Below are 25,596 nucleotides of genomic sequence, written 5' to 3'. Positions count from 1 at the left end.
ACAAGACAGCTGACCAGCGCTATGCTGATCAGCTGTCGTTCGTTTCCTGTTTAAGAAAGGCTAGAATAACCGGTTACTTGATAATGGTTTGTCCGTTGCTAGTCAAGTCTTCTTTCCAGACATTCTCTACCATGTTAACTACGCTTTCCGGCATTGGGATGTAGTCCAGACCTTCTGCAAGTTCGCCGCCTTTCTCGTAGCTCCACTCGAAGAAGTCGATGATTTGCTCAGCTTTCTCGGCGTCAGCCTGATCTTTATGCATCAGGATGAAGGTCGCTGCTGTCATAGGCCAGGAGTCAGCACCAGGCTGGTTGTTCAGCAGCAATTCGAAGCCCGGAGCATTCTCCCAGTCGGCATTGGCAGCGGCAGCCTGGAAGGTTTCCATGCTTGGCTTCAGGAACTTGCCATCAGCACTGGCCAGCTGGGTGTAGGTCAGGTCGTTTTGTTTTGCAAAGGCATATTCTACATAACCGATAGCACCACGGGTACGGCCCACGAAGTTGGCGACACCAGCGTTACCGTTACCACCGATAGTGGTAGCTGCTTTTGGCCAGGTGATGTCGGTGTTTCTGCCGATATTCTCACTCCACTCCGAGCTGATCTGGCTCAGGTAATCGGTGAAGTTGTAGGTGGTACCGGAACCATCGGAACGATGGACGACATAGATAGCCTGGGCAGGAATCTCAAGATCCGGGTTCAGAGCAGTGATGCGCTCGTCATTCCACTTCTTGATTTTACCCAGGTAGATGTCTGCCAGGACTTCACCGGTCAGCTTCAGAGCACCGGACTCAATGCCAGGTACGTTGATCACTGGAACAATAGCGCCCATCACCATTGGGAACTGGATCATCTCTTCTTTATCCAGTCGCTCTTCATTCAGAGGTGCGTCGCTGGCGCCAAAGTCGACGGTCTTGGCAGTGATCTGACGGATACCACCGCCGGAACCGATGGCCTGGTAGTTGATGCGAATACCGGTTTCTTTCTGGTATTCCTCAGCCCATTTGGCATAGATCGGATGTGGGAAACTGGCTCCCGCACCGTTGATAACTTCTGTCTTGGCAGATGCAGAGAAGGACGCTGCAGCCAACATGGAGGACATTACAATAGACTTCAGAAACTTCACTTCTATTCTCCCCGAGAAACTCGCTTGGAGTGTACTTGCGTTTACAAAGAAAAATCTTTTGCCGTGCCTTAATCTGTCAGTGGGTTGTGCAAAATATTTTTCTGTTACCTCAAAATTTGATGGGTGCAAGGATAGGGGGTGAATATTTCAGTAATGTTACAGGTTTGTTTGGATTTTATGAAAATGACAGTTTTTGACTCCAGGGTGTCTGTCCTGTCTTTTTGGCATTCCGGAGAAAAAAGAAAAAAAAGACACCCATAAATTTGCTTCCCCATCCACCTGGTCTACTTTTTCACCCATCACTGATTTTTTACCCAGACAGGTGAGTTCATGGCTCAGGCCCGCAATACTCTGATTGACCCCGGCTCAACGCCTTATTACCACTGCATGGCAAGATGTGTTCGTCAGGCTTACCTCTGTGGAGAGAACCACCTGACTGGCAAGAATTACGAGCATCGCCGCCAATGGGTGGTGGATAAACTTCAGGAACTGGTTTCAGTCTTTGCTATCGAAGTTTGCGCTTACGCTGTCATGTCGAATCATTATCATGTGGTTTTGCACATCAATCAGTCATCTGCCAGGAGCTGGTCACGGAATGAAGTGCTGCATCGTTGGACGACCTTGTTCAGAGGTCCACTTCTGGTGCAAAGGCATCTGGCCGCTGACAAACTGGGCAGCGCTGAATTGGCCCGTATTGATGAATATGCTGAGGAATACCGGCGTCGTTTAGCGGATATCAGCTGGTTTATGCGCTGCCTGAATGAACATCTTGCTCGTGAGGCCAATAAAGAAGACGAGTGTAAAGGACGCTTCTGGGAAGGTCGCTTTAAAAGCCAGGCATTGCTGGACGAAGCAGCGTTACTGACCTGCATGACCTACGTTGACTTGAATCCGATTCGGGCTGGAAAGGCAGAAATACCGGAAGAGTCGAACTACACGTCGATTCAGGAACGGGTGGAGCAGGTTACACATTCTGAGACTAAAAAACAGCCGCTGACCCTGAAACCTTTCTGTTTGCAGGGACAGGAAACGGACGTTGCCCTTCCCTACCTTCTTCACGACTATCTGGAACTGGTTGACTGGAGTGGCCGCATTGTCAGGACAGATAAGAAAGGTTCCATCCCGTCGCATATCCCTCGTATTCTTGAAAGACTGGAAATTGATCCGGATGAGTGGCTGAAAACCATGCAATGGAATAATCGTTTTTATCGGGCAGTTGGCCGTCTGGAGGCGATGAAGGCTTATGCACTTGAAGCCGGACAGAAGTGGCTTCGAGGTTTAAATGTCTGTAGTCGTTTGTATATGATAGGTTAGCGTAGAAGTCAGTTAAGACGTCAAAGACCCTCTCTTTATCTCTCTTCGACTCATGTCGGAATGAATTTGCATTGTCTGAATTATGGCTTGAACAGCCTCTGTTCGTTGGATGGCGATGTGTGGCTCAATGATACGCTACTTGAAGATAGATTTTCTGATCCTTTTTGGGAATACAGTTTTTGAAGGTCTTGTTTTTATTTTTATGGGTGTCTTATTTTTTTAGGGAATACAGTTTTTGAAGGTCTTGTTTTTATTTTTATGGGTGTCTTATTTTTTGTTTTTTTTTTTTTCTGTGGCTGGCCTCAATGGCAACATCCAGACCTGCTTTTTCTATGGGTCTTCATAGCCTATAAATATATGTGCTAAGGAAGCTCACATAAGGCTCACTGATAGCAATGTAGCTTTTTTAACGAATACAGGTGAAAGTATGGCTATAACATGTGTCTTAAAGACACTTTTGTTTTCAATGTTTTTGTTTTTTTATCAGCAGGGGCTTGCAAACGACACCTATCGTCTTGAAAAATTTCGTAACTATCAAATGAAAAACTGGAAACCCCTTTCAAAAGAGCAACAAAACTGCAGAGATCAACCCGACATAAGCCCACTTGAAAATATTCGTATTGGCTTTGTCAGGCTTAACTTAGAATCTGATGACCTATCCGGAGATGAGCGACTGGAAACCTGTGAAACTTACGAAGTTGATGAGCAAGACTTTAATCGTATGACCAACTTTTATTTTAATTATGTGAACACGGGTAATCCTGAATTTCGAAAAAATCGCATTCAAAGAGTATTGAGACTCATACATCGTATATTCGCTATTAATATAAACAGGTTCAATAGTCAAAGCCGCTTAGAGAAAGGGGTGGTCTATACAACGGCAAGAAGCCTTTTTGATCAACTGTTTTTGTCTGTCAACATAAATGGCAGAAGTAATCCCTATTTCAATTATTTTCATTTAGTTCAGGGGGAAAAACAGTGCAATTATGTTGGGGTTAATAACGGTCTGGTCCTGATGTTTCTTGCTTTTCTTGCACCCAACTTTCTTTCCAGGGATCGACTTTATACCTACTTTTGTATCTTGGCTGACATATACACCGGAGAAAGCTGCGATCAAGCATTCGACCGTGCATTGCTTTGTGAAAATATCAATGCATATGATTGTCCGCAGTCCCTTTCAAGTCAGTTGAAAGCAGCCGAATTGGACGCAGGAATAGCGCTTCTGATCGGTTTAACTGCAATGGCATCAGCGGCTTTCCAGCGCATTGATTCAGGACTGGAGTCAGAGGAGACACTGGAAAACTTGTTGATAAGATGCTTGCCCTACGAGCTTCTGCCGATTATCTACAGTAATGCAGCCAGGCATTGTCGCCCGGGACGCTCATGCCCTGTACCTGCGTTTATGCATACCGTGAATGGCATGCAAGAATTTATATCCAGTATTATGGGTATTAACCTCACACCTTTAACGGAGGCATCATCGTTCGAAAGTCTGAAATTTCTAATGGATTATATTGAGCTTTCAGATAGTGAAGGCTCAGATAGTTTAGGTTCAAACAATGAGTTTGCTCTTGAGGAGTCGGATTCTGAGGATCAGGATCAGTCAGTAGTCGTTCGGCAACAAAATGAACTGATAGGTCAATTACGACAGGAATTGGCAAACCAATCAGCAACGGAAGAAGTGGGTGCTGTCGGAGGCGCTTTAGCAGGAACTAAAAAATGTCCAATTTGTACCGACCCATTAACAGACATTACAGTGTTAAATCGTTGTGGACATGCCGGTTTTTGCAAGACTTGTGCTGAGCGGTTTATAAATGAGCAGAGAGAATGTCCCTATTGTCGGGAAATACCCTTGTCATACATGAAGTTTATCGATATGTCTTTGCCCTGAATGTGTGCCAAGGATGCTGATACATAGCCCATTAACAACAGGAAGCTTTTTTAACGAGTGCAGGTTAAAGTATGATCCCACAATATGCCTTAAAGACGCTTTTGTTTTCAGTAATTTTGTTTTTTTATCAGCAGGGGCTGGCAAATGACACCTATGATCTTGAAGAGTTTCGCAAGTATCAAATGAAAAACTGGAAACCGCTTTCAAAAGAACAACAAAGTTGCACAGGTCAACCCGCCATGAGTCCACTTGAAAACATCTGTATTGGTTTTGTCAGACTTAATATGGAATCTGACGATGTATCTGGAGATGGCCGACTGGAAATCTGTGAAAATTACGAGGTTACTGAGCAAGACTTTAGGCTTCTGGTCAACTTTTATTTTAACTATGTGAACAGTACTGATACTCAAAATGATCGAAAAATGCGCACTCAAAGAGTACTGAGACTGATACATCATATATTCGCTATAAATATAAACCAGATCAATGGAGCAAGCCCTGACAAAAAAGAGCTAATCAGAGTTGCAGCACAAAGCCTCTTCGAATGTTTTTTTTCTTCTGAAATGAGAAATGGCGGGAAAAATCCTTATTTCCATTATTTCTCTTTAGATTCGCTAGCAAGTCAGTCCGATTATGTCGGTTTAAATAATGGTTTAGTCCTGATGCTTCTGACTTTTCTTGGTCCTCATTTTCTTTTCAGCAATGATTTTGATAACTACTTTACCGTGCTGCGTAATAGTTATACTGAAAAAAGCTACGATCGGGCATTATCCCGTGGATCGCTTTATGAAAATATCAATGAAAATTCTCCACATAGCATTGCCAGTTATTTCACTGCAGCCGGATTGGACACAGAAACAGCACTTCTAATTGGTTTAACTGCAATGGCATCTGCAGCTTTCCAGAGCCTCAACTCAGGGCAGGAATGGCCAGAGACACTGGAAACTTTGTTGCAAAGATACTTACCCTGCGAGATTCTGGGCACTGTCTACTGGAGTTTGGTTGGCCTTTTTCCTGCAGGACGTTCATGGCCTGTACCTGAGGTCATGTTTACCGTAGAGGGTATGCAAGAGTTTACACAGGTTATTTTGGGTATTGACGACACGGCTGAGTCTGCATTATTGCAAGCAGAATCTTCTCAAAGTCCGGACTGTCAATCGGATTATTCTCAGGGTTCAGACAATCAGGCTGAGGACCCTGACGGGGAGCCGCATTCTGAGCATCAGGATCAGCTAATAGTCATAAAGCAACAAAATGAACTGATAACCGAACTACGGGAGGAATCAGCAGACCAACCTGCTACGGAGGAAACGGGTGCTGTCGGAGGAACCACGGCAGGAACCAAAAAATGTCCACTTTGTGCCGACCCACTGACAGATATTATCGTGTTAGATTGTTGTGAAGACTCCGGCTTTTGCAATACTTGTGCTGATCGACTTATATATGAGCAGAGCGAATGTCTCTTTTGTCGGAACGTACCTTTGTCATACATGAAGGCTCCTGAGATGTCTTTACCTTGAATGTACGCGCAGTGCCAGTCTGATGCTTCTCCTTCCTGTTCAGTGCGGTCAGCACTTTTCCCCGGCATATACACCTGAGACCAGGCTGCAGGTGACTGGTATCAATGGCAACATCCGGATCAGCTTTTTCTATTGCTTTCCATGTCCTATAAAAGTATGTGCTAAGGAAGATCACAGAAAGATCATTAATAGTAGTGCAGCTGTTTTGACGAATGCAGGTGAAAGTATGGCCATATCATTTGCCTTAAAAACGCTTTTGTTTTCAGTGTTTTTTTTTATCAGCAGGGGCTGGCAAACGACACCTATCGCCTTGAAAAATTTCGCGATCATCAAATAAAAAACTGGAAAGAGCTTTCAAAAGAGCAACAAAAATGCACGGGTCAGCTCGGCATGAGCCCTATTGAAAATATCCGCATAGGCTTTGTCAAGCTTAATTTAGTCTCTGACGATGTGTCTGGAGATGAGCGAGTGCAAATTTGTGAAAATTACGAGGTTGCTGAGCAAGACTTTAAACGTCTGCACAACTTTTATTTCGATTATGTGGAAATGGGTGATCCTCAATATCGAAAAGTTCGCATTCAAAGAATGCTGAGACTATTACATCGTATATTCGCTATGAATATAAATATGACCAATGAACAAAGCCGGGAAGAGAAAAAGATAATCATTACAAAGGCACAAAGCCTTTTTGAACAGTTTTTTTCGACTGTCAACATAAATGGCAAAAGCAATCCTTATTTCAATTATTTCTATTCAATTCCGGAGGCCCCTCTCTCTGATTATGCTGATGTTAATAACGATCTGGTTCTGATAGTTCTTGCTTTTCTTGGTCCTCACTTTCTTTACAAGGAACAACTTTTTACCAGCTTTATTATGTTGGCTGGCATATATACCGGGCAAAGCTTCGATCAAGCATTCGACAGTGCGCTGCTCTGTGAAAATATCAATGAATATAATTCTCCGCAAAGCCTTGCCAATCAATTAAATGCAGCTGGGCTGGACGCAGGAACAGCGCTTCTAATCGGTTTAACTGCAATGGCATCAGCTGCTTTTCAGCGCATGAATTCAGAACTGGAATCGCAGGAGACACTGGAAAACTTGTTGATAAGATGCTCGCCATTCGAGCTTCTGCCCATTATCTACAGCAATATAGCCTGCCATTGCCGCCCTGGACGCTCGTGCCCTGTACCTGGGGTTATGTATACCTTATATAGCATGCAAGAGTTTACAAACAGTATTTTGGGTTTTGACCCTACATCTACATTATCATTGGCATCATCGGCAGAAAGTCTGAACTTTCTCGTGGATTATATTGTGCTTTCAGATAATGAAGGTTCAGACAGCGAGGGTTCTGTTGATGATTCGGATTCAGGGGATCAGGATCTGTCAATAGTCGTTCAACAACAAAATGAACTGATAGCCGAGCTGAGGCAAGAATTAGCAAACCAAACTGAAAAGGAGGAAGCGTGTGCTGTTGGAGGTGCCTCAGCAGAAACCAAAAAATGTCCACTTTGTACCGACCGCTTGACAAACGTTATAGCGTTACAAAGCTGTGGACACGCTGGTTTTTGCAAGAATTGTGTTGAGCGACTCATACGTGAGGAGAGGGAATGTCCCTTTTGTCGGAGCGTGCCCTTGTCATACATGAAGATTCTCGACATGTCTTTACGCTGAATCTCTGCACAGCACCAGTCTATTGCCTGATGTTTTGAAACACATCGACGAAGTACTTATAAGAATCAATGCCTGAAAGAAGACAACTGTCAAGTAACGTCTGGAACAGGGCAGGGTTATCTGAACGTTCTTTTTGTTCAGCTAAAAAGGCCAGTTTTTTCTCCCCATCGGGATACATTGGGGACTAGACTGCATGTGATTGTTGTCAATGGCAACATCCGGATCCGCTTTTTCAATTGCTCTTCATAGCCTGTGTAAATATGTGCCTGGGAACTCACAAAAAGAACGTTAACAGTAGTACAGCTTCAACGAGTGAAGGTGAAAATATGACCATGCTATGCGCCTTAAGGATACTTTTGTTTTTAGTATTTTTGTTTTTTTTTCAGCAGAGCCTGGCAAACGATACTTACAACCTTGAAGAATATCGCCATCATAAAAAGACAAACGGGAAACAGCCTTCGGAAAAACAACAAAACAGTACAGGTCAACCGGCCATGAAACCACTTGAAAACATGCGTCTTGGCTTTGTAAGGCTTAATTTAGCTTCTGACGATGTATCTGGAGATGAGCGACTGGAAATTTTTGAAAATTACGAGGTTGCTGAGCAAGACTTTAAACGTCTGGAGAGCTTTTATTTTGATTATGTGAATATGGGTGAACCTCAACGTCGAAAAGTTCGCATTCAAAGTGTATTGAGACTCATACATCGTATATTCGCTATTAATATAAATAGATTTACTGTTCAAAGTCGAGCAGAGCAAATGTCAATCAATGCAATGGCAAAAAGCCTTTTTGACCAACTGTTTATGTCTGTCAACATAAATGGCAGAAGCAATCCATATTTGAATTATTTCTATATATTTCTTGACGAACATTCATCCAGTTATGCTGATGTTGACAACGGTCTGGCCCTGATGTTTTTTGCTTTTCTTGGTCCTCAATTTCTTTCCAAGAATGACTTGTATACCGGCATTAGGATAATGCAAAACATATATACCGGAGTAAGCTGCAATCAAGCATTTGATTGTGCATTGCTTTCAGAAAATATCGATGAGTATCATTCTCCAGAAAGCCTTGCCAGTCAATTAAATGCAGCCGGATTGGACGCAGGCACAGCGCTTCTAATCGGTTTAACTACAATGGCATCAGCCGCTTTCCAGCGCATGAATTCAGGACTGGAATTGCTGCAAACACTGGAAACCGTATTGATAAGATGCTTGCCGTTCGAGCTTCTGTCGATTGTCTACAGCAATATAGCCAGGCATTGCCGCTCTGGAAACTCACGCCCTGAACCTGCGCTTATGTACTCCGTGTATGGTATGCAAATATTTACACACAGCATTGTGGGTATTAACCCCGTGCCTTTATCGGAGGCAGCATCGTTAGAAAGTCTGGAATTTTTAGTGGATTATCATGAGCTTTCAGACAGTGATTCTTCTCTTGAGGAATCGGATTTCGAGGATCAGTCAATCGTCGTTCAGCAACAAAATGAACTGATAGGCCAACTTCGACAGGAATTGGCAAGCCAATCCGCAACGGAGGAAGCGGGTGCTGTCGGGGGAGCCTCAGCAGAAACCAAAAAATGCCCACTTTGTACCGACCGCCTGACAGACCTTGTAGCGTTACATAGTTGTGGACACGCTGGTTTTTGCAGGAATTGTGCTGAGCGACTCATACGTGAGGAGAGGGAATGTCCTTTTTGTCGGAACGTACCCTTGTCATGCATGAAGATTCTCGACATGTCTTTACCCTGAATGTGTGAACAGTGCCGGTCTATTGCCTGGCGCTTTGAAGCACATCGACGAAGTATTTGTAAGGATTAATGCCTTAAAGAAGACAGCTGACAAATAATGTCTGGAACAGGGCAGGGTTATCTGAACGTTCTTTTTGTTCAGCCAAAAAAGTCAGTTCTTTCTCCCCATCGGGATACATCAGAGGCTAGACTACATATGATTAGCGTCAATGGTCACATCCGGATCAGCTTTTTCTATTGCTCTCCGTAGCCAGTATAAATATGTGCCGAGGACGCTCACACAAGGCTCATTATTGGTAGTGGTACATCTGTTTCAATCAGTGAAGGAGAAAGTATGGCCATGCTATGCGCCTTAAAGACGCTTTTGTTTTTAGTGTTTTTGTTTTTTTATCAGCAGGGGGTGGCAAATGATACCTATAACCTTGAAGAATTTCGCCAGCATCATATGACAAACTGCCAGCCGCCTTCAAAAAAACAACAAAGGCTTACAGGTCAACCCGCAGTGAGCACACTTGAAAACATCCGTATTGGTTATGTAAGACTCGATCTGGAATCTGACGATGTATCTGGAGATAGACGGCTGGAAATCTGTGAAGATTACGAAGTTGATGAGCAAGACTTTAATCGGCTGAACAACTTTTATTTTGATTATGTGAATATGGGTGAGCTTCAGCATCGAAAAGATCGCATTCAAAGAGTACTTAGACTGTTGAATCGTATATTCGCTATGAACATAAATATGATCAATAAACAAAGCCCGGAAAAGAAACCGTTGGCAAATGCAAAAGCAACAAGACTTTTTGAAAAAAAGTTTTTGTCTGTCAGGGTAAACGACAGAATCAATCCTTATTTCCATTATTTCTATCCGGATTCGATAGAAAATCAGTCGAATTTTCTCGGTGTTAATAATGATTTAGTCCTGATGTATCTTGCTTTTCTTGGGCCCCACTTTCTTTTTCAGAATGACTTATATGCCTACTTTGACGTACTTCATAATAGCTATAGCGAAAAAAGCTGCGAGCAAGCATTCGACCGTGAATTGCTTTCTGAAAATATCAATGAATATGACTCTCCGCAAAGTCTTGCCAATCAATTAAAAGCAGCTGAATTGGACGCAGGTATAGCACTTTTAATCGGTTTGACTGTAATGGCAGCATCAGCTTTTCGGCACATGCATTTAGGACTGGAATGGCATGAGACACTGGAAGCTTTGTTACGAAGACACTTGCCAGACGAACTTTTGGCCGTTATCTACAGCAATATAGACGACCATTGTCATCCTGTGTCATCGTACACTATACCTATGGTTATGTTTACAGCGGGCGGTATGCAAGAGTTTACACACAGTATTATAGGTATTGACCCCCACGCATTATCGTCAGAAAGCCCGGACAATCGATCGGATTATTCTGAGAGTTCAGAGACTGAGTTTTTTCTTGAGGTATCGGATCCTGAGCATCAGGATCAATCAATAGTCATTCAACAACAAAATGAACTGATAGCCCAGTTACGAAGTGAGTTGTCAAGCCAAACTGCAACGGAGGAAGCGGGTGCAATTGGAGGAGCAGCAGGAGTCACCAAAAAATGTGGAGTTTGTCACGAGCCACTGCAAGAAGTAATGGGTTTTAAAAGTTGTGAACACGCTGGTTTGTGCCAGATTTGTATTGAGCGAATTATACGGGAGCAGACCGGCTGTCCCTTTTGTCGGGTAAAATCGGAATCATACAAGAGGGTTTTAGATATGTCTTCTCATTGAAAATGGGTTGTCATCTCTCCGGCTGCATCAGAATAAGCTTTCTTTATTGGTCATTATGACCATAAGTAGTTGCCAGGGACGCTCATACAAAACTCATTAATAGCAGTGCAGCTGTTATAACGAATACAGGTGAAAGTATGGTAAGACCATGTTCCTTAAAGACACTTTTGTTTTCAATGTTGTTGTTTTTTTCTCACCAGGGGCTGGCAAACGATAGTTATGATCTTGAAAGATTTCGCGAGTATCAAAAAACAAACTGGAAACCGCCTTCAAAGAAAAAACAGAGGCAATCAGGCCGACCTGTCATGGGCCCACTTGAAAACATACGCATTGGCTTTGTCAGGCTTAATTTAGAATCTGACGATTTGTTTGGAGATGTGCGACTGGAAATCTGTGAAAATTACGAGGTTTCTGAACAGGACTTTCAACGACTGCTAAACTTTTTTTTTAACTATATGAACATAGGTGATCCTAACTATCGAAAAACACATATTCTAACGGCACTGAGACTCATACACCGTATGTTCGATATCAATATGAATACGTTCATGGGACAAAGCCCGGCAGAGAAAGAATTAATAAATACAATGGCAAAAAGCCTCTTTGTGCAAATGTTTTTATCTGACAATGTAAACGGGCGAAGCAATCCTTATTTCCTTTATTTTCATTCAGTTTCAGCAGACGATAGGTCTTATAATGCAGGTGTTAATAACGGTTTAATCTTGATGTTTCTTGCTTTTCTTGGTCCCCATTATCTTTCCCGGTTTGACTTGTCTGAATGGTTTAGCGTGCTTCAAAGACGCTATACCAAAAAAAGCTACGGTCGAGCATTCTCCTGTGAGCTGCTTGCTGGAGATGTCAATGAATATAATTCTCCGCAAAGCATTGCCAATCAATTGACTGCAGCCGCACTGGACACAGAAACAGCACTTCTAATTGGCTTAACCGCAATGGCACCAGCCGCTTCCCGGTGCTTAAATTCAGAACAGTTATGGCCAGAGACACTGGAAACCTTGTTGATGAGTCACTTGCCAGACGAACTTCTGGCCATTATCTACAACAATTTAGCCAGCCTTTGCCACAACGGACGCATCTTCCCTGTCCCTACGGTTATGTACACCTTGAGTGGCAGGCAAGATTTTACGCATAGTATTTTGGCTATTAACCCTGAACCTGCAATATCATCGGCATCATCGTCAGAAAGCCTGGACTATCAATCGGATTATTCACTGGATTCAGACAATGAGGTTGAGGAGCCTGGTGAGGAGCTGGATTCCGGGCATCAGGATCAGTCAATAGTCATTCAGCAACAAAATGAACTGATAGCCCAATTACGACAGGAAATAGCAAGCCAAGACAGAGCGGAGGAAGCCGGTGCAGTGGGAGGAGCCCCAGAAAAAGTCATAGAATGTCCGGTTTGCTTCGAACCACTGCAAGAAATAACGTTATTAGAAACTTGTGGACACGCGGGTTTATGCAGGGTTTGTGCTGAGCGATTTGTTCGGGAGCAGAGGGGATGTCCTGTTTGTCGGAAAGAACCTGAATCATTTAGAAAGATATTCTTAATGCCCCCTCATTGAATGTGTATGCAGTGCAAGTTTATTGCCTGATACTCTGACTCCATGGGAACGATAGAGTCAGTTTGTACCCATTATCAAGAGAAAGCGTTCGAGCGGGGTTCAGACCCCGCTATTTGTCGAGATCGGATGGCAGCTTTTTCAAGGAATTCAGGTGGAAGTATGACCATAGAATGTGCCTTAAAGATGCTTGTGTTTTCAGTGTTTTTGTTTTTTTATCAGCAGGGGCTGGCAAACGACACCTATGACCTTGAAGAATTCCGCCAGCATCAAAAGAAAAACTGGAAACCGCCTTCAGAAAAACAACAAAGTTGCACAGGTCAGCCCGCCATACCCCCTCTTGAAAACATTCGTATTGGTTTTGTCAGGCTTAATTTAGCTTCTGACACTGTATCGGGAGATGAGCGACTGGAAATCTGTGATGATTACGAGATTTCTGAGCAAGACTTTAATCGTTTGAATAACTTTTATTTTGATTATGTGAACGTGACTGAACAATCTCGAAAACTTCGCATTCAAAGAATACTGAGACTAATGAATTTTATATTCACTATAAATATAAATAGGACTAATGGGAAAAACCCCGAAGATAAACGAAGAATAAATGCAATAGCAGAAAGCCTCTTTGAGAAAAACTTTTTGTCTGAAAGTATAAATGGCGGGAGTGAACATTATTTCCATTATTATGATTTTGAATTTACAGCGAGTCATTACAGTTATGACGATGTTAATAAAGATTTATTTCTGATGACTTTTCTTGGTCCCCATTTTCTTTTACAGAATGAATTATATGACCACTTTAAAGTGCTGCATAACAGTTACACCAGAACAAGCTACTATCATGCATTTGAACGTGAATTACTTTCTGTAAATATTAATGAATATCATTCTCCGCAAAGTCTTGCCAATCAATTAGATACAGCTGAATTGGACGCAGGAACAGCACTTTTAATCGGATTAACTGCAATGGCATCAGCGGCTATCCAGCGCATTAATTCAGGACGGGAATGGCAAGAGACTCTGGAAACCTTGTTGATAAATTACTTGCCATACGATCTTCTGGATGTTGTCTACAGAAATATAGTCATTCATTGCCACGCTGGACGATCGTATCCAGTACCTATCGTTATGTTTACCGTGAATGGTATGCATGAGTTTACACACAGTATTTTGGGTATTGACCCCACACCTGTATCACCGCCAGAAAGGCGGGGCCACTCAGTGGATTCTTCTGAGAGCTCGGACAGTGATGGTCATATTGAGGAAACAGATACGGAGCATGAGGATGCGTCAAAAGTCATTCAACAACAAAATGAACTGATAGCCGAACTGCGACGGGAATTAGCAATCCAGTCCGAGAGGGGGGAAGCTGGTGCAGTTGGAGGAGCCTCAGGAGCAGTCAAAAAATGCCCACTATGTCGCACACCACTGGAAGACATTATGCTGTTACAAAGTTGCGGGCATGCTGGTTTCTGCAAGAATTGTGCTGAGCGAATTATAAACGAGCAGAGGGACTGTCCCTTTTGTCGGGAAGCTAGCTTATCAGTCATTAGAGTTATCGACATGTCTCTTCCTTGAATGTGTGCACAGTGCCAGATTGCCTGATGCGCTGGAGCAAATCTACGAAGTAGTTGTATGGATCAATGCCTGCAAGAAGACAACTGACGATCAATGTCTGGAGCAGACTAATGCTGTTTGCCCCATCTTCTGTCCGGCTAAAAAGTCACTGCTTTCTCTCCATCGGGATACACCCGAGAGCAGGCTTGAGGCGATTGCTGTAATGGCAACATCCGGGTCAGCTTTTTCTATGGGTCTCCATGGCCTATATAAATAGGCACTGAGGGGGGGCTCACGTAAAGCTCATTAATAGTTGTGCAGCTGTTTTAACGAATGCAGGTGAGAGTATGACCATAGGATGTGCCTTAAAGACACTTTTGTTTTCAGTATTTTTGTTTTTTTATCAGCAGGTGCTGGCAAACGACACCTACGGCCTTGAAGAATTTCGCAGGTATCGTAAGGCAAACACAAATCCACCTTTAAACGAACAACAAAGGCACGCTGATCAAAGCCCATTTGAAAACATCCGCATTGGTTTTGTCGGACTTAATTTAACCTCTGACGACCTGTCTGGAGATGAGCGATTTGAAATCAGCGGAAATTACGAGGTTGATGAGCAAGATTTTGGACGTCTGATCAGATTTTATTTTCATTATGTGAACAGGACTCACGATGGATATGATCAAAAAACTCGCATTCAAAGAGTGCTGAGACTAATACATTATATGTTCGCTATAAATATAAATCAGACCAATGTACAAAGTCCTGACAAGAAGGCGCTAATTAAAGCAATAGCACAAAGCCTCTTTGAACATTTTTTTTCGTCTGTAATGAGAGGTGGCTGGAGAAATCCTTATTTTCATTATTTCTCTTCAGATTGGGGAGCAAGTCAGTCCAATCATGTTGGACTTAATAACAATTTAGTCCTGATGCTTCTGGCTTTTCTTGGTCCTCATTTTCTTTCTGGCAATGACTTTACTAACTATTTTACCGTGCTGCGTAAGAGATATACCGGAATAACCTACAATCGGGCATTTTTCCTTGGTTGGCTTTCTGAAAATATTAATGAATACAGTTCACCGAGCAGCATTGCCGGTCAATTTATGGCAGCCGGATTCGACACGGAAATAGCACTTCTAATTGGTCTGACTGCAATGGCATCAGCAGCTTTCCACAGCATCAACTCAGGGCGGGAATGGCCGGGGACACTGGAAGCATTGCTGCGAGGGTACTTACCCTACGAGATTATGGCTACTATCTACTGGAACTTGGCTGGTTTTTGCCCCACTGGGCATTTACGCCCTGTACCTCAGGTCATGTTTACCATGGAGGGTATGCAAGAGTTTACAGAGGCTATTATGGGTATTTGCACCACACCCTCTGTGCCAGTGCAGGCAGAATCGTCAGAAAATCTGGACTATCTATCGAATTATTTTCGAGGTTCAGACGACAGCAGGGAGTTTGAAGTTGAGTTTGAGGCTTCTGGTGAGGATCCAGATTCTGCGCAGCAAAACCCGGCTGTAGTCATTCAACAACAAAATGAACTGATAGCCCAGCTGAGACAGGAATTAGCAAGCCAAACTCTAACTGAGGAAGCTGGAGCCGTTGGGGGCACTCCAGGTGAAACCGCTAAATGTCCAGTTTGTTTCGAACCACCGCATGAAATGACGGCACTAGAGCCTTGTGGACACGCTGGTTTGTGCAAGAATTGTGCTGAGCGATTTATACGGGAGCAGCGGGGGTGTCCCATTTGTCGGAAAATAACGCAATCTTACAGGAATATATACCTCGTGCCACGGCCCTGAAAAGGGGAGCCGTTAAGGCTCCCTTATACGACAGCGGATTATTTGTTACGGATAAACTGCAGGAATTCCTGACGGGAAGGCTGGTTTTCACGCATCAGGCCCAGCATGACAGAGGAGGTCATGGAAGAGTTCTGCTTTTCGACACCACGCATCATCATACACATGTGTTTGGCTTCAATGACAACACCCACCCCTTTTGCACCCGTAGCTTCAACAATTGCGTCGGCAATCTGCCTGGTCATGTTTTCCTGAATCTGTAGACGACGGGCAAACATATCCACGATGCGGGCGAACTTGGACAAGCCCAGCACTTTGCCATCAGGGATGTAACCAATGTGGCACTTGCCAATAAAGGGCAGCATGTGGTGTTCGCACATGGAGTAGAGTTCAATATCCCTGACGACCACCATTTCGCTGATATCGGACTCGAACACCGCGTTATTGACAATATCCTCAAGGCTTTGCTCATAACCGCGTGTCAGGAACTGCATGGCCTTGGCGGCACGTTTCGGGGTTTCTCTCAGGCCATCACGGTGAATATCTTCTCCCAGGGATTCGAGAATGGCTTTGTAATGTTCGCTCAGATGTTCGGTCATGGATCGCTCAATAGTGACATGAAAAGTAGTGGCATGAAGAGGGCAGGGGGCGGATACTGTCTGTCCTTCATGGGTAGTTCATGTAAAAAATTGGCCAGAGTTTAACATAAAGGGGGCCATGTGGAACGGTTTGAGTCTCTGAGAGATTTATTTGTTGGCGGACTTGTCAGCTCTGCTCAATCTAGGTAAGTTACAGCGAGTATCAGATGCCTACTGTAAAGTAGTAAAAAAATAACAAACGGGATCGATTATGATAAGAAAACTCAAAAAATGGGTTGCACCTGTTCTTATGCTGGCAGCTACCGGTGCTCAGGCTGAGATCGATAGCGGTACCCTGGAAACCGTGTTAAGCAAAGGTTACCTGAGTTGTGGTGTAAACACCGGTCTGCCGGGTTTTGCGACACCTGATGAGAAAGGCAAGTGGTCCGGCATTGATGTCGATGTCTGTCGTGGCGTAGCCGCTGCGGTACTGGGTGACGCCTCCAAGGTTAAATTCATTCCCCTGACCGCCAAAGAGCGTTTTACCGCTCTGCAGTCTGGTGAAATTGACATGCTTTCCCGTAATACCACCTGGACACTCACCCGTGACGCGTCGCTGGGTCTCAACTTTGCCGGTGTCAGTTATTACGATGGTCAGGGTTTTCTGGTGAAAAAAGAGCTGGGTGTGACCAGTGCCAAACAACTGGATGGTGCTGCGATCTGCATTCAGTCCGGTACGACTACCGAGCTGAACCTGGCCGATTATTTCCGCACCAATGGCATGAAATACCAGCCTGTTGTCTTTGATACCTCCGACGGTACGGCCAAAGGTTTTGATTCAGGTCGTTGTGATGTCCTGACTTCTGACCAATCCCAGCTTTATGCCCTGAGACTGCGTCTGTCCAAGCCGGATCAGGCTGTCGTTCTTCCCGAAGTGATTTCGAAAGAGCCTCTGGGGCCACTGGTTCGTCAGGGTGATGATCAATGGTTTAACATTGTGAAGTGGTCTCTGTTCGCTATGATCAATGCCGAAGAACTGGGTCTGACTTCAGCCAATATCGATAAGAGCAAGTCCTCAACCGATCCTTCCGTTCGCCGTTTGTTGGGCATTGAAGGTCCAAAAGGCAAAGGCATGGGTCTCAAGGACGACTGGGCTTACCAGGTAGTGAAGCAAGTGGGTAACTACGGTGAAGTCTTTGAGCGTAATATCGGTGCATCCTCTCCTCTGAAGATTGAGCGTGGCCTCAATGCCCAGTGGAACCAGGGCGGTATTCTCTACGCACCTCCTTTCCGCTAAGAGTTCTGAAAGGCCGACAGCCCCAATAAAGAGGGTTGTCAGCCTTCTGCTATCAGATGCCTATAGTAAAATACCTCTGGCAAAATACCTTTAGCAAAATAAAAGTAAAGCCATGAAAGGATTGTTCATGGCTAATAAAAAAGGCACCCTATGTTAGTAAGACTCTGGCGAGACCCGGTCTGGCGGGCTGTTCTTTTTCAGGTTCTGTTGATCCTTGCCGTCGTGGCAATGGTCGCCTGGGTAGTGAACAATACCCTGTCGAATTTAGAGCATCGCGGTATCAGTACCGGCTTTGATTTTTTATCCCAATCCGCAGGTTTTGGCATTATCCAGACGCTGGTGGAGTACGACGAAAGCCACACCTTTGGCAGAACCTTTCTGGTGGGTTTGCTCAATACTCTGCTGGTCTCATTGCTGGGCGTTATCTTTGCCACCGTTCTTGGATTCCTGATCGGTGTCGCCCGCCTCTCCTCTAACTGGCTGCTGTCAAAAATGGCCAGTATTTATATTGAGGTTTTCCGGAATATTCCCCTGCTGCTGCAGATTTTCTTCTGGTACTTTGCGGTTCTGGGCATTCTGCCCAACCCCCGTCAAAGCATCAGCCTGTTTGATGCCGTCTTTCTTAATGTCCGTGGTATCTCTCTTCCCTGGCCCGAATTCAATGCTGGCATGGTGACGGTTGTCTGGGTGTTCGTCGCTTGTCTGGCTGTTGTTCTGACGTTGAGATTCTTTATGCGCCCATGGTTGTCTAACCGTCAACATGGCGAAAACAACGGGCGAACGATTCTTTTTATCAAGCTGGCAATGGCTTCATTCGTTGTGCTGATTCCACTGGTGACCAGCTTTCTGGTAGATGCACAGTTGCAATGGGAGATACCGGAATTAAAAGGTTTTAATTTCTCTGGTGGTCTGGTTTTAATCCCCGAACTGGCTGCACTCTGGTTTGCTCTGAGTATTTATACTGCGGCTTTTATTGCTGAAGTCGTTCGTTCTGGTATCGAGTCCGTCAGCAAAGGTCAGAAGGAAGCCGCTGCGGCACTGGGTCTCAAGCCCCGCAGAGTTTTGAGTCTGGTGGTGATTCCCCAGGCCATGCGGGTGATTATTCCGCCCCTGACCAATCAGTACCTGAACCTGATCAAGAACTCTTCACTGGCGACGGCTATAGGTTATCCGGATCTTGTTAGTGTATTTGCGGGAACCACACTGAACCAGACCGGTCAGGCCGTTGAGGTGATTGCTATGACCATGGCCGTTTATCTCACGATCAGTCTGACCGTCTCCGTCTTGATGAACTTGTATAACCGCTGGGTATCGCTGATAGAGCGATAAGGACTCTCTTTATGAAGAGCACGAAGATGGAAGAAAAAATGATTCCTGCAAGAGAGCCCCCGGTCAACTCGAGGGGTGTATTAGGCTGGATGCGGGAGAAGCTGTTTGCGACGCCCTTACAGTCACTGATGACACTGACCATTATTTACGGACTCTATCTGATCCTTCCTCCCTTTTGGCAGTGGGCGGTCATGGACGCCACCTGGACGGGCGAAAGCCGCTCGGCCTGTAATGTCGATGGTGCCTGCTGGGCTTTTGTTACTGCACGACTGGATCAGTTTATTTACGGCTTCTATCCCGAGAGTGAAATCTGGCGGGTGAATCTGTTTTTTGCGCAGTTGGCACTGATTCTGGGTTGGCTGATGATCCCGGCCATACCCGGCAAGAAGCTGGCATTGGGCGTGGGGCTGCTGGTGTTGCCTGTGACCTCCTGGCTGGTGCTGTCCGGAGGCTACTTCGGTCTGCCCGAGGTTGAAACCCACAAGTGGGGTGGTTTGATGGTGACACTGGTGCTGGCGCTTTATGGCATGTTGGCATCACTACCGGTAGGCGTTTTGCTGGCCCTTGGCAGACGATCTTCCATGCCGGTTATCAGAACTTTCTGTACCGCCTATATTGAACTTTGGCGTGGCGTTCCGCTGATTACTGTCCTGTTTATGGCGTCGGTTATGCTGCCTCTGTTTGTTCCGGAAGAAATTGTTTTCGACAAACTGGTTCGGGCCCTGATTGGCATCGTCATGTTCCAGTCAGCTTATATGGCAGAAGTGGTGCGGGGTGGATTGCAGGCGATTCCAAGAGGCCAGGTAGAAGCCTGTCAGAGTCTCGGAATGGGCTACTGGCAGAGTATGTTGCTGGTGGTGCTGCCCCAGGCTGTTCGTCTGGTGATTCCCGGCATTGTGAATACCTTTATTGCCCTGTTCAAAGACACCAGTCTGGTATTGGTGATTGGTCTGTTTGATCTGCTTTCGATTGTTCAGGCGGCCCTGAATGACCCCGAGTGGCTGGGCAGTGCCGTAGAAGGTTATCTGTTTGCCGGATTTGTGTTCTGGTTGTTCTGTTTTGGTATGTCCAAATACAGCCAGCGCCTGGAAAAGAATTGAATTCAAGAATAATGAAAATGAGAGGTCTTCATGGATAAGATGGTCCGGGAAGTTAAAGACCCTGCAAGTCCTGTCATCAGGTTGAATGGGGTTAATAAATGGTACGACAGCTTTCATGTCCTCAGAGATATTAATCTGGATGTGGTGCGTGGCGAAAAGATCGTGATCTGCGGGCCTTCCGGCTCGGGTAAGTCGACGTTGATTCGCTGCATCAATGCGCTGGAAGAGCATCAGGAAGGCCAGATTATTGTTGATGGCACAGAGCTGACCCGGGACCTGAAAAATATAGAGAAGGTCCGTCGTGAAGTCGGTATGGTGTTTCAGCAGTTTAATCTGTTCCCTCATCTGACGGTGCTTGAAAACTGCACGCTGGCGCCGCTCTGGGTCAGAAAAACCGCTAAAAAAGAAGCGGAAAAAACAGCGATGGAATACCTGGAGCGCGTCCGTATTCCCGATCAGGCGGATAAATATCCCGGACAACTCTCGGGAGGTCAGCAGCAGCGTGTGGCAATTGCCCGAAGCCTGTGCATGAACCCGGAAATCATGTTGTTTGACGAGCCCACTTCGGCACTGGACCCGGAGATGATCAAGGAAGTACTGGACGTCATGATTGAGCTGGCCAATGAAGGCATGACCATGCTTTGCGTGACCCATGAAATGGGCTTTGCCAAAACGGTAGCGGACCGCATGATCTTTATGGATCAGGGGCAAATCGTGGAAGAGGCGACACCGGAAGTCTTCTTTAATAATCCGAAGTCCGAGCGTAGCAGGGAGTTTTTGGGGCAGATTCTTAATCACTAATTGCCTGTTTGAATTCAGTGTGAATTCCAAACAACAAGGCCGCTGATCGAAAGATCAGCGGCCTTGTTATGTTTCTACTGAAAAACCGGCTTAGAAACGGTAAGTTGCAGATGCATGGAGGGAGTATGAGCTGGATTCATACTTGCCCGCGTAGGATGTAGTAGTGTCAGTCAGATCACCACCACCTTTGACATCGTCATTCTCAACGGTGTCGTAGACAGCCGCAAAGTCCAGATCTACCTGTCCATCAAGAATGCTGGTTCCGGCACCCAGAGTAAAACTATGGGCATTGGATGGAGTAGAGAAGGTGGGTGCAGCATATTCTTCTGGTACAACAGCTGTTGTATAAATGTAACCTGCTCTCAGGGCCCAGTTTTCAATGCCAGTGTATTCGGCAGCAATGCGGTAGTTGTACTGGTCTTCCCAGTTGGTGTTGATTGCTGGTACAGCTAGACCAGTGGCAGGGGCATCATCGGAGGTAAACTTGATCTGTTCGTTGTTACTGTACTCAGAGTATGTAATCTCACCGAACAGTGTCCAGTGTGGAGCTACCTGATAATCGATACCGGTAGAGATCTGCATGGGCAGTGCGGTTTCTGCGGTCGCATCAACATCGCTATAGTCATCTATTGGGCTAATTGAAGGAGAGCCCGATCTGAAAGATGCTTTACCGTCTGCTTCAATATCTACTTCAGAGCGGTAGTTGATACCCCAGCCCCAGCGGTTGTCGTCAGAACGGTACATGGCTCCCAAACGGACACCGAAGGTATTGAAACCGCTCATGTCGTTGTAGCCCACTGCAACACCTACCGGACCTAACGCTGACACCATGTTGATATCGGCAGTGGCGTAGGTCAGGCGATAAGTACCCCCAACGGACCAGTTTCTGTTGATGCGATAAGATAATCCCAGACCCGCTTCAATAATCTTTATGTCAGTAGAGTAGTCGTCAGTGACGGATGCAAGGCTTCCAACCGTTACATCTTCATACTTGGCAGCAGCACCACCAGAAGCATAAACACCATAACCCATAGTGAACTTGTCGTTCAGTTTGTACAGACCTGTCAGGCCGCCCGCAGGGGAAAAGTTGGTTTCACCTTCAATAAAAGTATCTCCATCCGCAGGACCATTTACCTGAGTAAAGGTAGGAGACACATGCAGAGCAATATCATTGGACTCCGCAAAAGCCATACCGGCCGGGTTGAAGAAGATGGCACTGGAATCATCGACAGAAGAAACGGCTGCACCTGCCAGTGCACTGTATTCGGCATCCCAGAGAGTCGCTTTCTCAAAACCACCGGCTACCGCGTGACCTGAAGAAACAGCAACAGCGAGAGTTGAAACGAGGAAAAAAGGCGAGGAACGTGTAGGGCTTTTCATTATTACTCCTTAATGGTGGCAAGACCTCAGGCAGCTCCCTGTTTTAAAAAAGGATTTCTTTTTATTAACAAGTGACATCAATCTGCCTGATTGCGAACCTTGTGAGCTCTTGTGGATTTTTGCTGGTTCGCTGGTCGAACGAGGGCTATTTTATTTATTCTTAATCGAAATTAATGTTATTTTTTTGTAAATAATTAGCTATTAATAAGCGGTTTAAAGGTGCTTAAAAACAAGCTTTTGAAACTATGGCAAGCAGTAACTCTATTTCTGAATTGTTGATTCAGGGTGAATCGTCTTGTTAATTATGATTCGAATATTATTCAATTTATGATTGCAACTAATTCAATACACCTTGATTAGTAGGGAGCATTCATCCAGTGACGATAATGAGGTCGAATCGAGTGATTAATACATTAACTGTATTAATGAGAGGGTAAACATCTATTGGGCTGAGGGGATTAAATAATGATCTAAGAAAAAAACAAGGCCGCAGACTTTAGATCAGCGGCCTTGTCTATTATGCGTCTAACAAACCGACTTAGAAGCGGTAAGTTGCAGAAGCATGGAAGGAGTAAGAGTAGGATTCATATTTACCTGCGTGAGACTGGCTGGAGCTGGTCAGCTGACCACCGCCTTTTACATCGTCATTCTCAACGGTGTCGTAGACAGCAGCAAAGTCCAGGTCTACCTGTCCATCAAGAATGCTGGTTCCGGCACCTACAGTGAAAGTGTGAGCGTCGGCTGGGCTTGAGAAGGTGGGGGCAGCATATTCTTCAGGTACAACAGCTGTTGTATAAATGTAACCTGCTCTCAGAGCCCAGTTCTCAATGCCCGTGTACTCGGCAGCAACGCGGTAGTTGTACTGATCTTCCCAGTTGGAGTTGATTGCAGGTACAGGAAGGCTGCTAGTATCATCTGAGCTGAACTTGATCTGTTCGTTGTTGCTGTAATCAGTGTATGTAATCTCACCGAACAGGGTCCAGTGTGGAGCTACCTGGTAATCAATACCGGTAGAAATCTGCATGGGCAGTCCTGTTTCTGCAGTGGCATCAAGATTGTTGAAGTCAAGAGGTACTTCGCCACCAAATCCGGGAGCGCCTGATCTGAAAGATGTCTTACCATCTACTTCAATATCTACTTCAGAGCGGTAGTTGATGCCCCAACCCCAGCGGTCGTCATCAGAGCGATACATCGCGCCCAAGCGGACTGCAAAGGTATTGAAACCGGTCAAGTCGTTGTAACCTACTGCAGCACCTACTGCCCCTCCGCCTAAACCTGACATCAAGTTGATATCAGCAGCGACGTATGAAAGGCGATAGGTGCCCCCAACGGACCAGTTGTTGTTGATGCGATAGGATAAGCCCAAACCTGCTTCGATAATCTTGATGTCTGTGGAGTATTCGTCTGTGATGGGTGCAAGGGTTCCAACCGTTAAATCCTCATACTTGGCAGCAGAACCACCCGCAGCATAAATACCGTAACCCAGGGTGAACTGGTCGTTCAGTATGGTCAGTCCTGTCAGGCCAGCAGAAGGAGCGAATGCGGTATCACCCTCAGTAAAATTCTGACCATCCGCAGGGCTGCTGACTTTGTTAAAGGTAGGAGATAAGTGCAGAGCAATATCATCAGACTCCGCAAAAGCCAGACCGGCCGGGTTAAAGAAGATGGCACTGGAATCATTAACAGAAGACACAGCAGCACCTGCTAGTGCACTGTATTCGGCATCCCAGAGAGTCGCTTTTTCAAATCCACCGGCTACCGCCTGACCTGCTGAAAGTGCAACAGCCAGGGAGGAGGCTACAGCTAATGGAGAGAGAGAAAAATGCGAGGAACGAGTGTGGCTTTTCATTATAACTCCTGGCGGTGGCATGACCTGAGGCGGCTGCTTGTTGCAAAGAATGCCACTAAGAAATGGCTTCTTTTTTTATTAACAAGTGATGTGAGGCTGCCTGATTACGAACGTTGTTTGCTCTTTTGTGAGTCTTTTCCGGTTCGCTGGTCGAAAGACCGCTGGTCTATTTATGCTTATTATTAGTTTTTGTTGTCGTTTTTAACGTGCTCTGCAATGGATGTTTGAAACGACAGTACGAAATATCTCTGTTTAGAGGTGTCGAGTCAAGACAGGGGTGGGTGTTAATTGTAATTCGAATAGTATTCGATTTTTATTTTAATGAATTTAAGGTATTTTGATGCCGCTTTTTATAACTAACTCAATGATATTTAATGGTTTTTCTGGAAGGTTGAGATCCGGAACAGTATCGAGAAAAGAAGAAAAAAAATTTTAAAAAAATATACAATCGAGTCTCTGATTGCTGTGTAGGCGTCAGTAATCGGGCCATGTTGAATACTTAAGATGTTTTTTATATAAACTGAAAGACAGGCACTCATGGTGTCATCTGAACCTGCATAAGGCTTCGGAGTTTGACGAAAGTTCCTGTTGAATTAAGTAAGCGCCCTGATGTGGCCTATGCGATTTGGAACGTATACTTTGGGTATTCATTCATCGGATTCATTCTCTCTTTCATGCTGCTCTATATTCTGGATTTATTTGGTACTGCAGTGTTTGCCATCAGCGGTGCCTGGCTCGCCTGTCGCAAGGATATGGATATCTTTGGGGCAATGGTTCTGGCGTTTGCCACTGCCGTGGGGGGTGGCACGATTCGCGATGTTCTTCTGGGAGCAACGCCGGTTTTCTGGGTACAGAATCATGATTATGTTCTGGTCACTCTTGCCTCAACGTTGTTGGCGATTCTGGTAAGGCGCTGGCATCAGAAGACCCATCATATGATGTTGCTTTCTGATGCGCTGGGTCTGGCTGTATTTACCGTGATTGGTGTCACCAAAGCTCTGGATTTCGGTGCTTCGGCTATTGTCTCTGTCATGATGGGGGTGCTTACCGGTTGTGGTGGAGGGGCTATCCGTGATCTGCTTTCCGGTGAAGTGCCGCTGGTGCTAAAAAAAGAGGTCTACGCCTTTGCCGCTATGGCGGGTGGTGCTCTTTTTGTTGTATTGGAATCTTATATTGGAGTCAATATGGCAACACTGCTGTCTGCAGGTTTGGTTCTGTTACTCAGACTTTTGGCTCTTTACAAGAAATTATCTCTCCCCCGTTTTGACCTGCCTCCCACCGCCCGCTGACTTGAA

The 25,596-nt window shown here is 45.2% G+C and carries 19 protein-coding genes; 14 read left to right on the top strand and 5 right to left on the bottom strand.

Translation table 11 applies throughout. The features are described from left to right. Positions 1 to 73: 73 nt before the first annotated feature. A complete protein-coding gene (gene pstS, locus ACOJUO_RS01795; RefSeq protein WP_422135046.1) occupies positions 74 to 1,123 on the bottom strand; it encodes a phosphate ABC transporter substrate-binding protein PstS in 1,050 nt (349 codons plus the stop codon). A 330-nt stretch (positions 1,124 to 1,453) separates the two neighbouring features. Between pstS and ACOJUO_RS01790 the strand changes: the two genes are divergently transcribed. The 8 genes from ACOJUO_RS01790 (at position 1,454) to ACOJUO_RS01755 (ending at position 14,186) form a co-directional block, all read left to right on the top strand. Continuing rightward, positions 1,454 to 2,437, top strand: coding sequence for a transposase (locus ACOJUO_RS01790; protein ID WP_422135045.1), 984 nt, complete (start codon positions 1,454 to 1,456; stop codon positions 2,435 to 2,437). A gap of 427 nt (positions 2,438 to 2,864) precedes the next feature. Beyond that, positions 2,865 to 4,328 carry an RING finger protein gene (locus ACOJUO_RS01785; RefSeq protein WP_422135044.1) on the top strand — a complete coding sequence of 488 codons (1,464 nt, stop codon included), beginning with the start codon at positions 2,865 to 2,867 and terminating at the stop codon, positions 4,326 to 4,328. 71 nt (positions 4,329 to 4,399) lie between these two features. Beyond that, on the top strand, positions 4,400 to 5,848 hold the full coding sequence (locus tag ACOJUO_RS01780) for a hypothetical protein (protein WP_422135043.1): 1,449 nt from the start codon (positions 4,400 to 4,402) through the stop codon (positions 5,846 to 5,848). A 390-nt stretch (positions 5,849 to 6,238) separates the two neighbouring features. Then, positions 6,239 to 7,522, top strand: a complete 1,284-nt coding sequence (locus ACOJUO_RS01775) for an RING finger protein (protein ID WP_422138752.1) — start codon at positions 6,239 to 6,241, stop codon at positions 7,520 to 7,522. Positions 7,523 to 7,848: 326 nt separating this feature from the next. Continuing rightward, entirely contained in the window at positions 7,849 to 9,276 is a 1,428-nt protein-coding gene (locus tag ACOJUO_RS01770; protein WP_422135041.1) for an RING finger protein, read from the top strand. Between the two features lie 333 nt (positions 9,277 to 9,609). Then, positions 9,610 to 11,031, top strand: a complete 1,422-nt coding sequence (locus ACOJUO_RS01765) for an RING finger protein (protein ID WP_422135040.1) — start codon at positions 9,610 to 9,612, stop codon at positions 11,029 to 11,031. Positions 11,032 to 11,336: 305 nt separating this feature from the next. Then, positions 11,337 to 12,611, top strand: a complete 1,275-nt coding sequence (locus tag ACOJUO_RS01760; protein WP_422138751.1) for an RING finger protein — start codon at positions 11,337 to 11,339, stop codon at positions 12,609 to 12,611. Between the two features lie 159 nt (positions 12,612 to 12,770). Then, positions 12,771 to 14,186 (top strand): RING finger protein, encoded by a 1,416-nt coding sequence (locus tag ACOJUO_RS01755; protein WP_422138750.1) that lies wholly within the window; start codon positions 12,771 to 12,773, stop codon positions 14,184 to 14,186. Here the strand turns inward: ACOJUO_RS01755 and ACOJUO_RS01750 are convergent. Continuing rightward, entirely contained in the window at positions 14,164 to 14,280 is a 117-nt protein-coding gene (locus ACOJUO_RS01750) for a hypothetical protein (protein WP_422135037.1), read from the bottom strand. The two genes, ACOJUO_RS01755 and ACOJUO_RS01750, sit on opposite strands and share 23 nt — an antisense overlap. A 232-nt stretch (positions 14,281 to 14,512) precedes the next feature. Between ACOJUO_RS01750 and ACOJUO_RS01745 the strand changes: the two genes are divergently transcribed. After that, on the top strand, positions 14,513 to 15,970 hold the full coding sequence (locus tag ACOJUO_RS01745) for an RING finger protein (RefSeq protein ID WP_422138749.1): 1,458 nt from the start codon (positions 14,513 to 14,515) through the stop codon (positions 15,968 to 15,970). A 38-nt stretch (positions 15,971 to 16,008) separates the two neighbouring features. Here ACOJUO_RS01745 and folE read toward each other — a convergent pair whose 3' ends face one another. Further along, the gene (gene folE, locus ACOJUO_RS01740) at positions 16,009 to 16,566 is read right to left on the bottom strand and encodes a GTP cyclohydrolase I FolE (RefSeq protein WP_317145386.1); all 558 of its coding nucleotides are present in this window, start codon (positions 16,564 to 16,566) and stop codon (positions 16,009 to 16,011) included. A gap of 250 nt (positions 16,567 to 16,816) precedes the next feature. Here folE and ACOJUO_RS01735 point away from each other — a divergent pair, with 250 nt between their 5' ends. From ACOJUO_RS01735 to ACOJUO_RS01720, 4 genes are all read left to right on the top strand, one after another. Continuing rightward, the gene (locus ACOJUO_RS01735; RefSeq protein WP_422138748.1) at positions 16,817 to 17,842 is read left to right on the top strand and encodes an amino acid ABC transporter substrate-binding protein; all 1,026 of its coding nucleotides are present in this window, start codon (positions 16,817 to 16,819) and stop codon (positions 17,840 to 17,842) included. Positions 17,843 to 17,992: 150 nt separating this feature from the next. Further along, complete coding sequence (locus ACOJUO_RS01730; RefSeq protein ID WP_422138747.1) at positions 17,993 to 19,171, top strand: amino acid ABC transporter permease; 1,179 nt, start codon at positions 17,993 to 17,995, stop codon at positions 19,169 to 19,171. Between the two features lie 11 nt (positions 19,172 to 19,182). Further along, positions 19,183 to 20,271 (top strand): amino acid ABC transporter permease, encoded by a 1,089-nt coding sequence (locus ACOJUO_RS01725; protein ID WP_422138746.1) that lies wholly within the window; start codon positions 19,183 to 19,185, stop codon positions 20,269 to 20,271. A 39-nt stretch (positions 20,272 to 20,310) separates the two neighbouring features. Further along, complete coding sequence (locus ACOJUO_RS01720) at positions 20,311 to 21,072, top strand: amino acid ABC transporter ATP-binding protein (protein WP_410493919.1); 762 nt, start codon at positions 20,311 to 20,313, stop codon at positions 21,070 to 21,072. A gap of 90 nt (positions 21,073 to 21,162) precedes the next feature. Here ACOJUO_RS01720 and ACOJUO_RS01715 read toward each other — a convergent pair whose 3' ends face one another. After that, on the bottom strand, positions 21,163 to 22,452 hold the full coding sequence (locus ACOJUO_RS01715) for an OmpP1/FadL family transporter (RefSeq protein ID WP_422138745.1): 1,290 nt from the start codon (positions 22,450 to 22,452) through the stop codon (positions 21,163 to 21,165). Between the two features lie 538 nt (positions 22,453 to 22,990). Beyond that, on the bottom strand, positions 22,991 to 24,301 hold the full coding sequence (locus ACOJUO_RS01710; RefSeq protein ID WP_422138744.1) for an OmpP1/FadL family transporter: 1,311 nt from the start codon (positions 24,299 to 24,301) through the stop codon (positions 22,991 to 22,993). 572 nt (positions 24,302 to 24,873) lie between these two features. On the opposite strand from ACOJUO_RS01710, the gene ACOJUO_RS01705 reads away from it, so the two are divergent. Next, positions 24,874 to 25,590: a trimeric intracellular cation channel family protein gene (locus tag ACOJUO_RS01705; RefSeq protein WP_422135028.1), complete on the top strand. Its 717-nt coding sequence runs from the start codon at positions 24,874 to 24,876 to the stop codon at positions 25,588 to 25,590. Positions 25,591 to 25,596 lie beyond the last annotated feature (6 nt).

Origin of the sequence: Endozoicomonas sp. ALC020, assembly GCF_049275935.1 — a bacterium.
Lineage (GTDB): Bacteria > Pseudomonadota > Gammaproteobacteria > Pseudomonadales > Endozoicomonadaceae > Endozoicomonas_A.
Note: the sequence above shows the minus strand (reverse complement) of the source record. Positions and strands in the feature narration are given on the sequence as shown.

Coding starts and splice junctions, on each gene's coding strand:
- ACOJUO_RS01765 (WP_422135040.1), top strand. CDS start 9,610: ATGGCCATGCTATGCGCCTTAAAGACGCTTTTGTTTTTAGTGTTTTTG.
- ACOJUO_RS01775 (WP_422138752.1), top strand. CDS start 6,239: ATGAGCCCTATTGAAAATATCCGCATAGGCTTTGTCAAGCTTAATTTA.
- ACOJUO_RS01710 (WP_422138744.1), bottom strand. CDS start 24,301: ATGAAAAGCCACACTCGTTCCTCGCATTTTTCTCTCTCTCCATTAGCT.
- ACOJUO_RS01730 (WP_422138747.1), top strand. CDS start 17,993: ATGTTAGTAAGACTCTGGCGAGACCCGGTCTGGCGGGCTGTTCTTTTT.
- ACOJUO_RS01735 (WP_422138748.1), top strand. CDS start 16,817: ATGATAAGAAAACTCAAAAAATGGGTTGCACCTGTTCTTATGCTGGCA.
- ACOJUO_RS01720 (WP_410493919.1), top strand. CDS start 20,311: ATGGTCCGGGAAGTTAAAGACCCTGCAAGTCCTGTCATCAGGTTGAAT.
- ACOJUO_RS01780 (WP_422135043.1), top strand. CDS start 4,400: ATGATCCCACAATATGCCTTAAAGACGCTTTTGTTTTCAGTAATTTTG.
- ACOJUO_RS01715 (WP_422138745.1), bottom strand. CDS start 22,452: ATGAAAAGCCCTACACGTTCCTCGCCTTTTTTCCTCGTTTCAACTCTC.
- ACOJUO_RS01755 (WP_422138750.1), top strand. CDS start 12,771: ATGACCATAGAATGTGCCTTAAAGATGCTTGTGTTTTCAGTGTTTTTG.
- ACOJUO_RS01790 (WP_422135045.1), top strand. CDS start 1,454: ATGGCTCAGGCCCGCAATACTCTGATTGACCCCGGCTCAACGCCTTAT.
- ACOJUO_RS01745 (WP_422138749.1), top strand. CDS start 14,513: ATGACCATAGGATGTGCCTTAAAGACACTTTTGTTTTCAGTATTTTTG.
- folE (WP_317145386.1), bottom strand. CDS start 16,566: ATGACCGAACATCTGAGCGAACATTACAAAGCCATTCTCGAATCCCTG.
- ACOJUO_RS01760 (WP_422138751.1), top strand. CDS start 11,337: ATGGGCCCACTTGAAAACATACGCATTGGCTTTGTCAGGCTTAATTTA.
- ACOJUO_RS01785 (WP_422135044.1), top strand. CDS start 2,865: ATGGCTATAACATGTGTCTTAAAGACACTTTTGTTTTCAATGTTTTTG.
- ACOJUO_RS01770 (WP_422135041.1), top strand. CDS start 7,849: ATGACCATGCTATGCGCCTTAAGGATACTTTTGTTTTTAGTATTTTTG.
- ACOJUO_RS01725 (WP_422138746.1), top strand. CDS start 19,183: ATGAAGAGCACGAAGATGGAAGAAAAAATGATTCCTGCAAGAGAGCCC.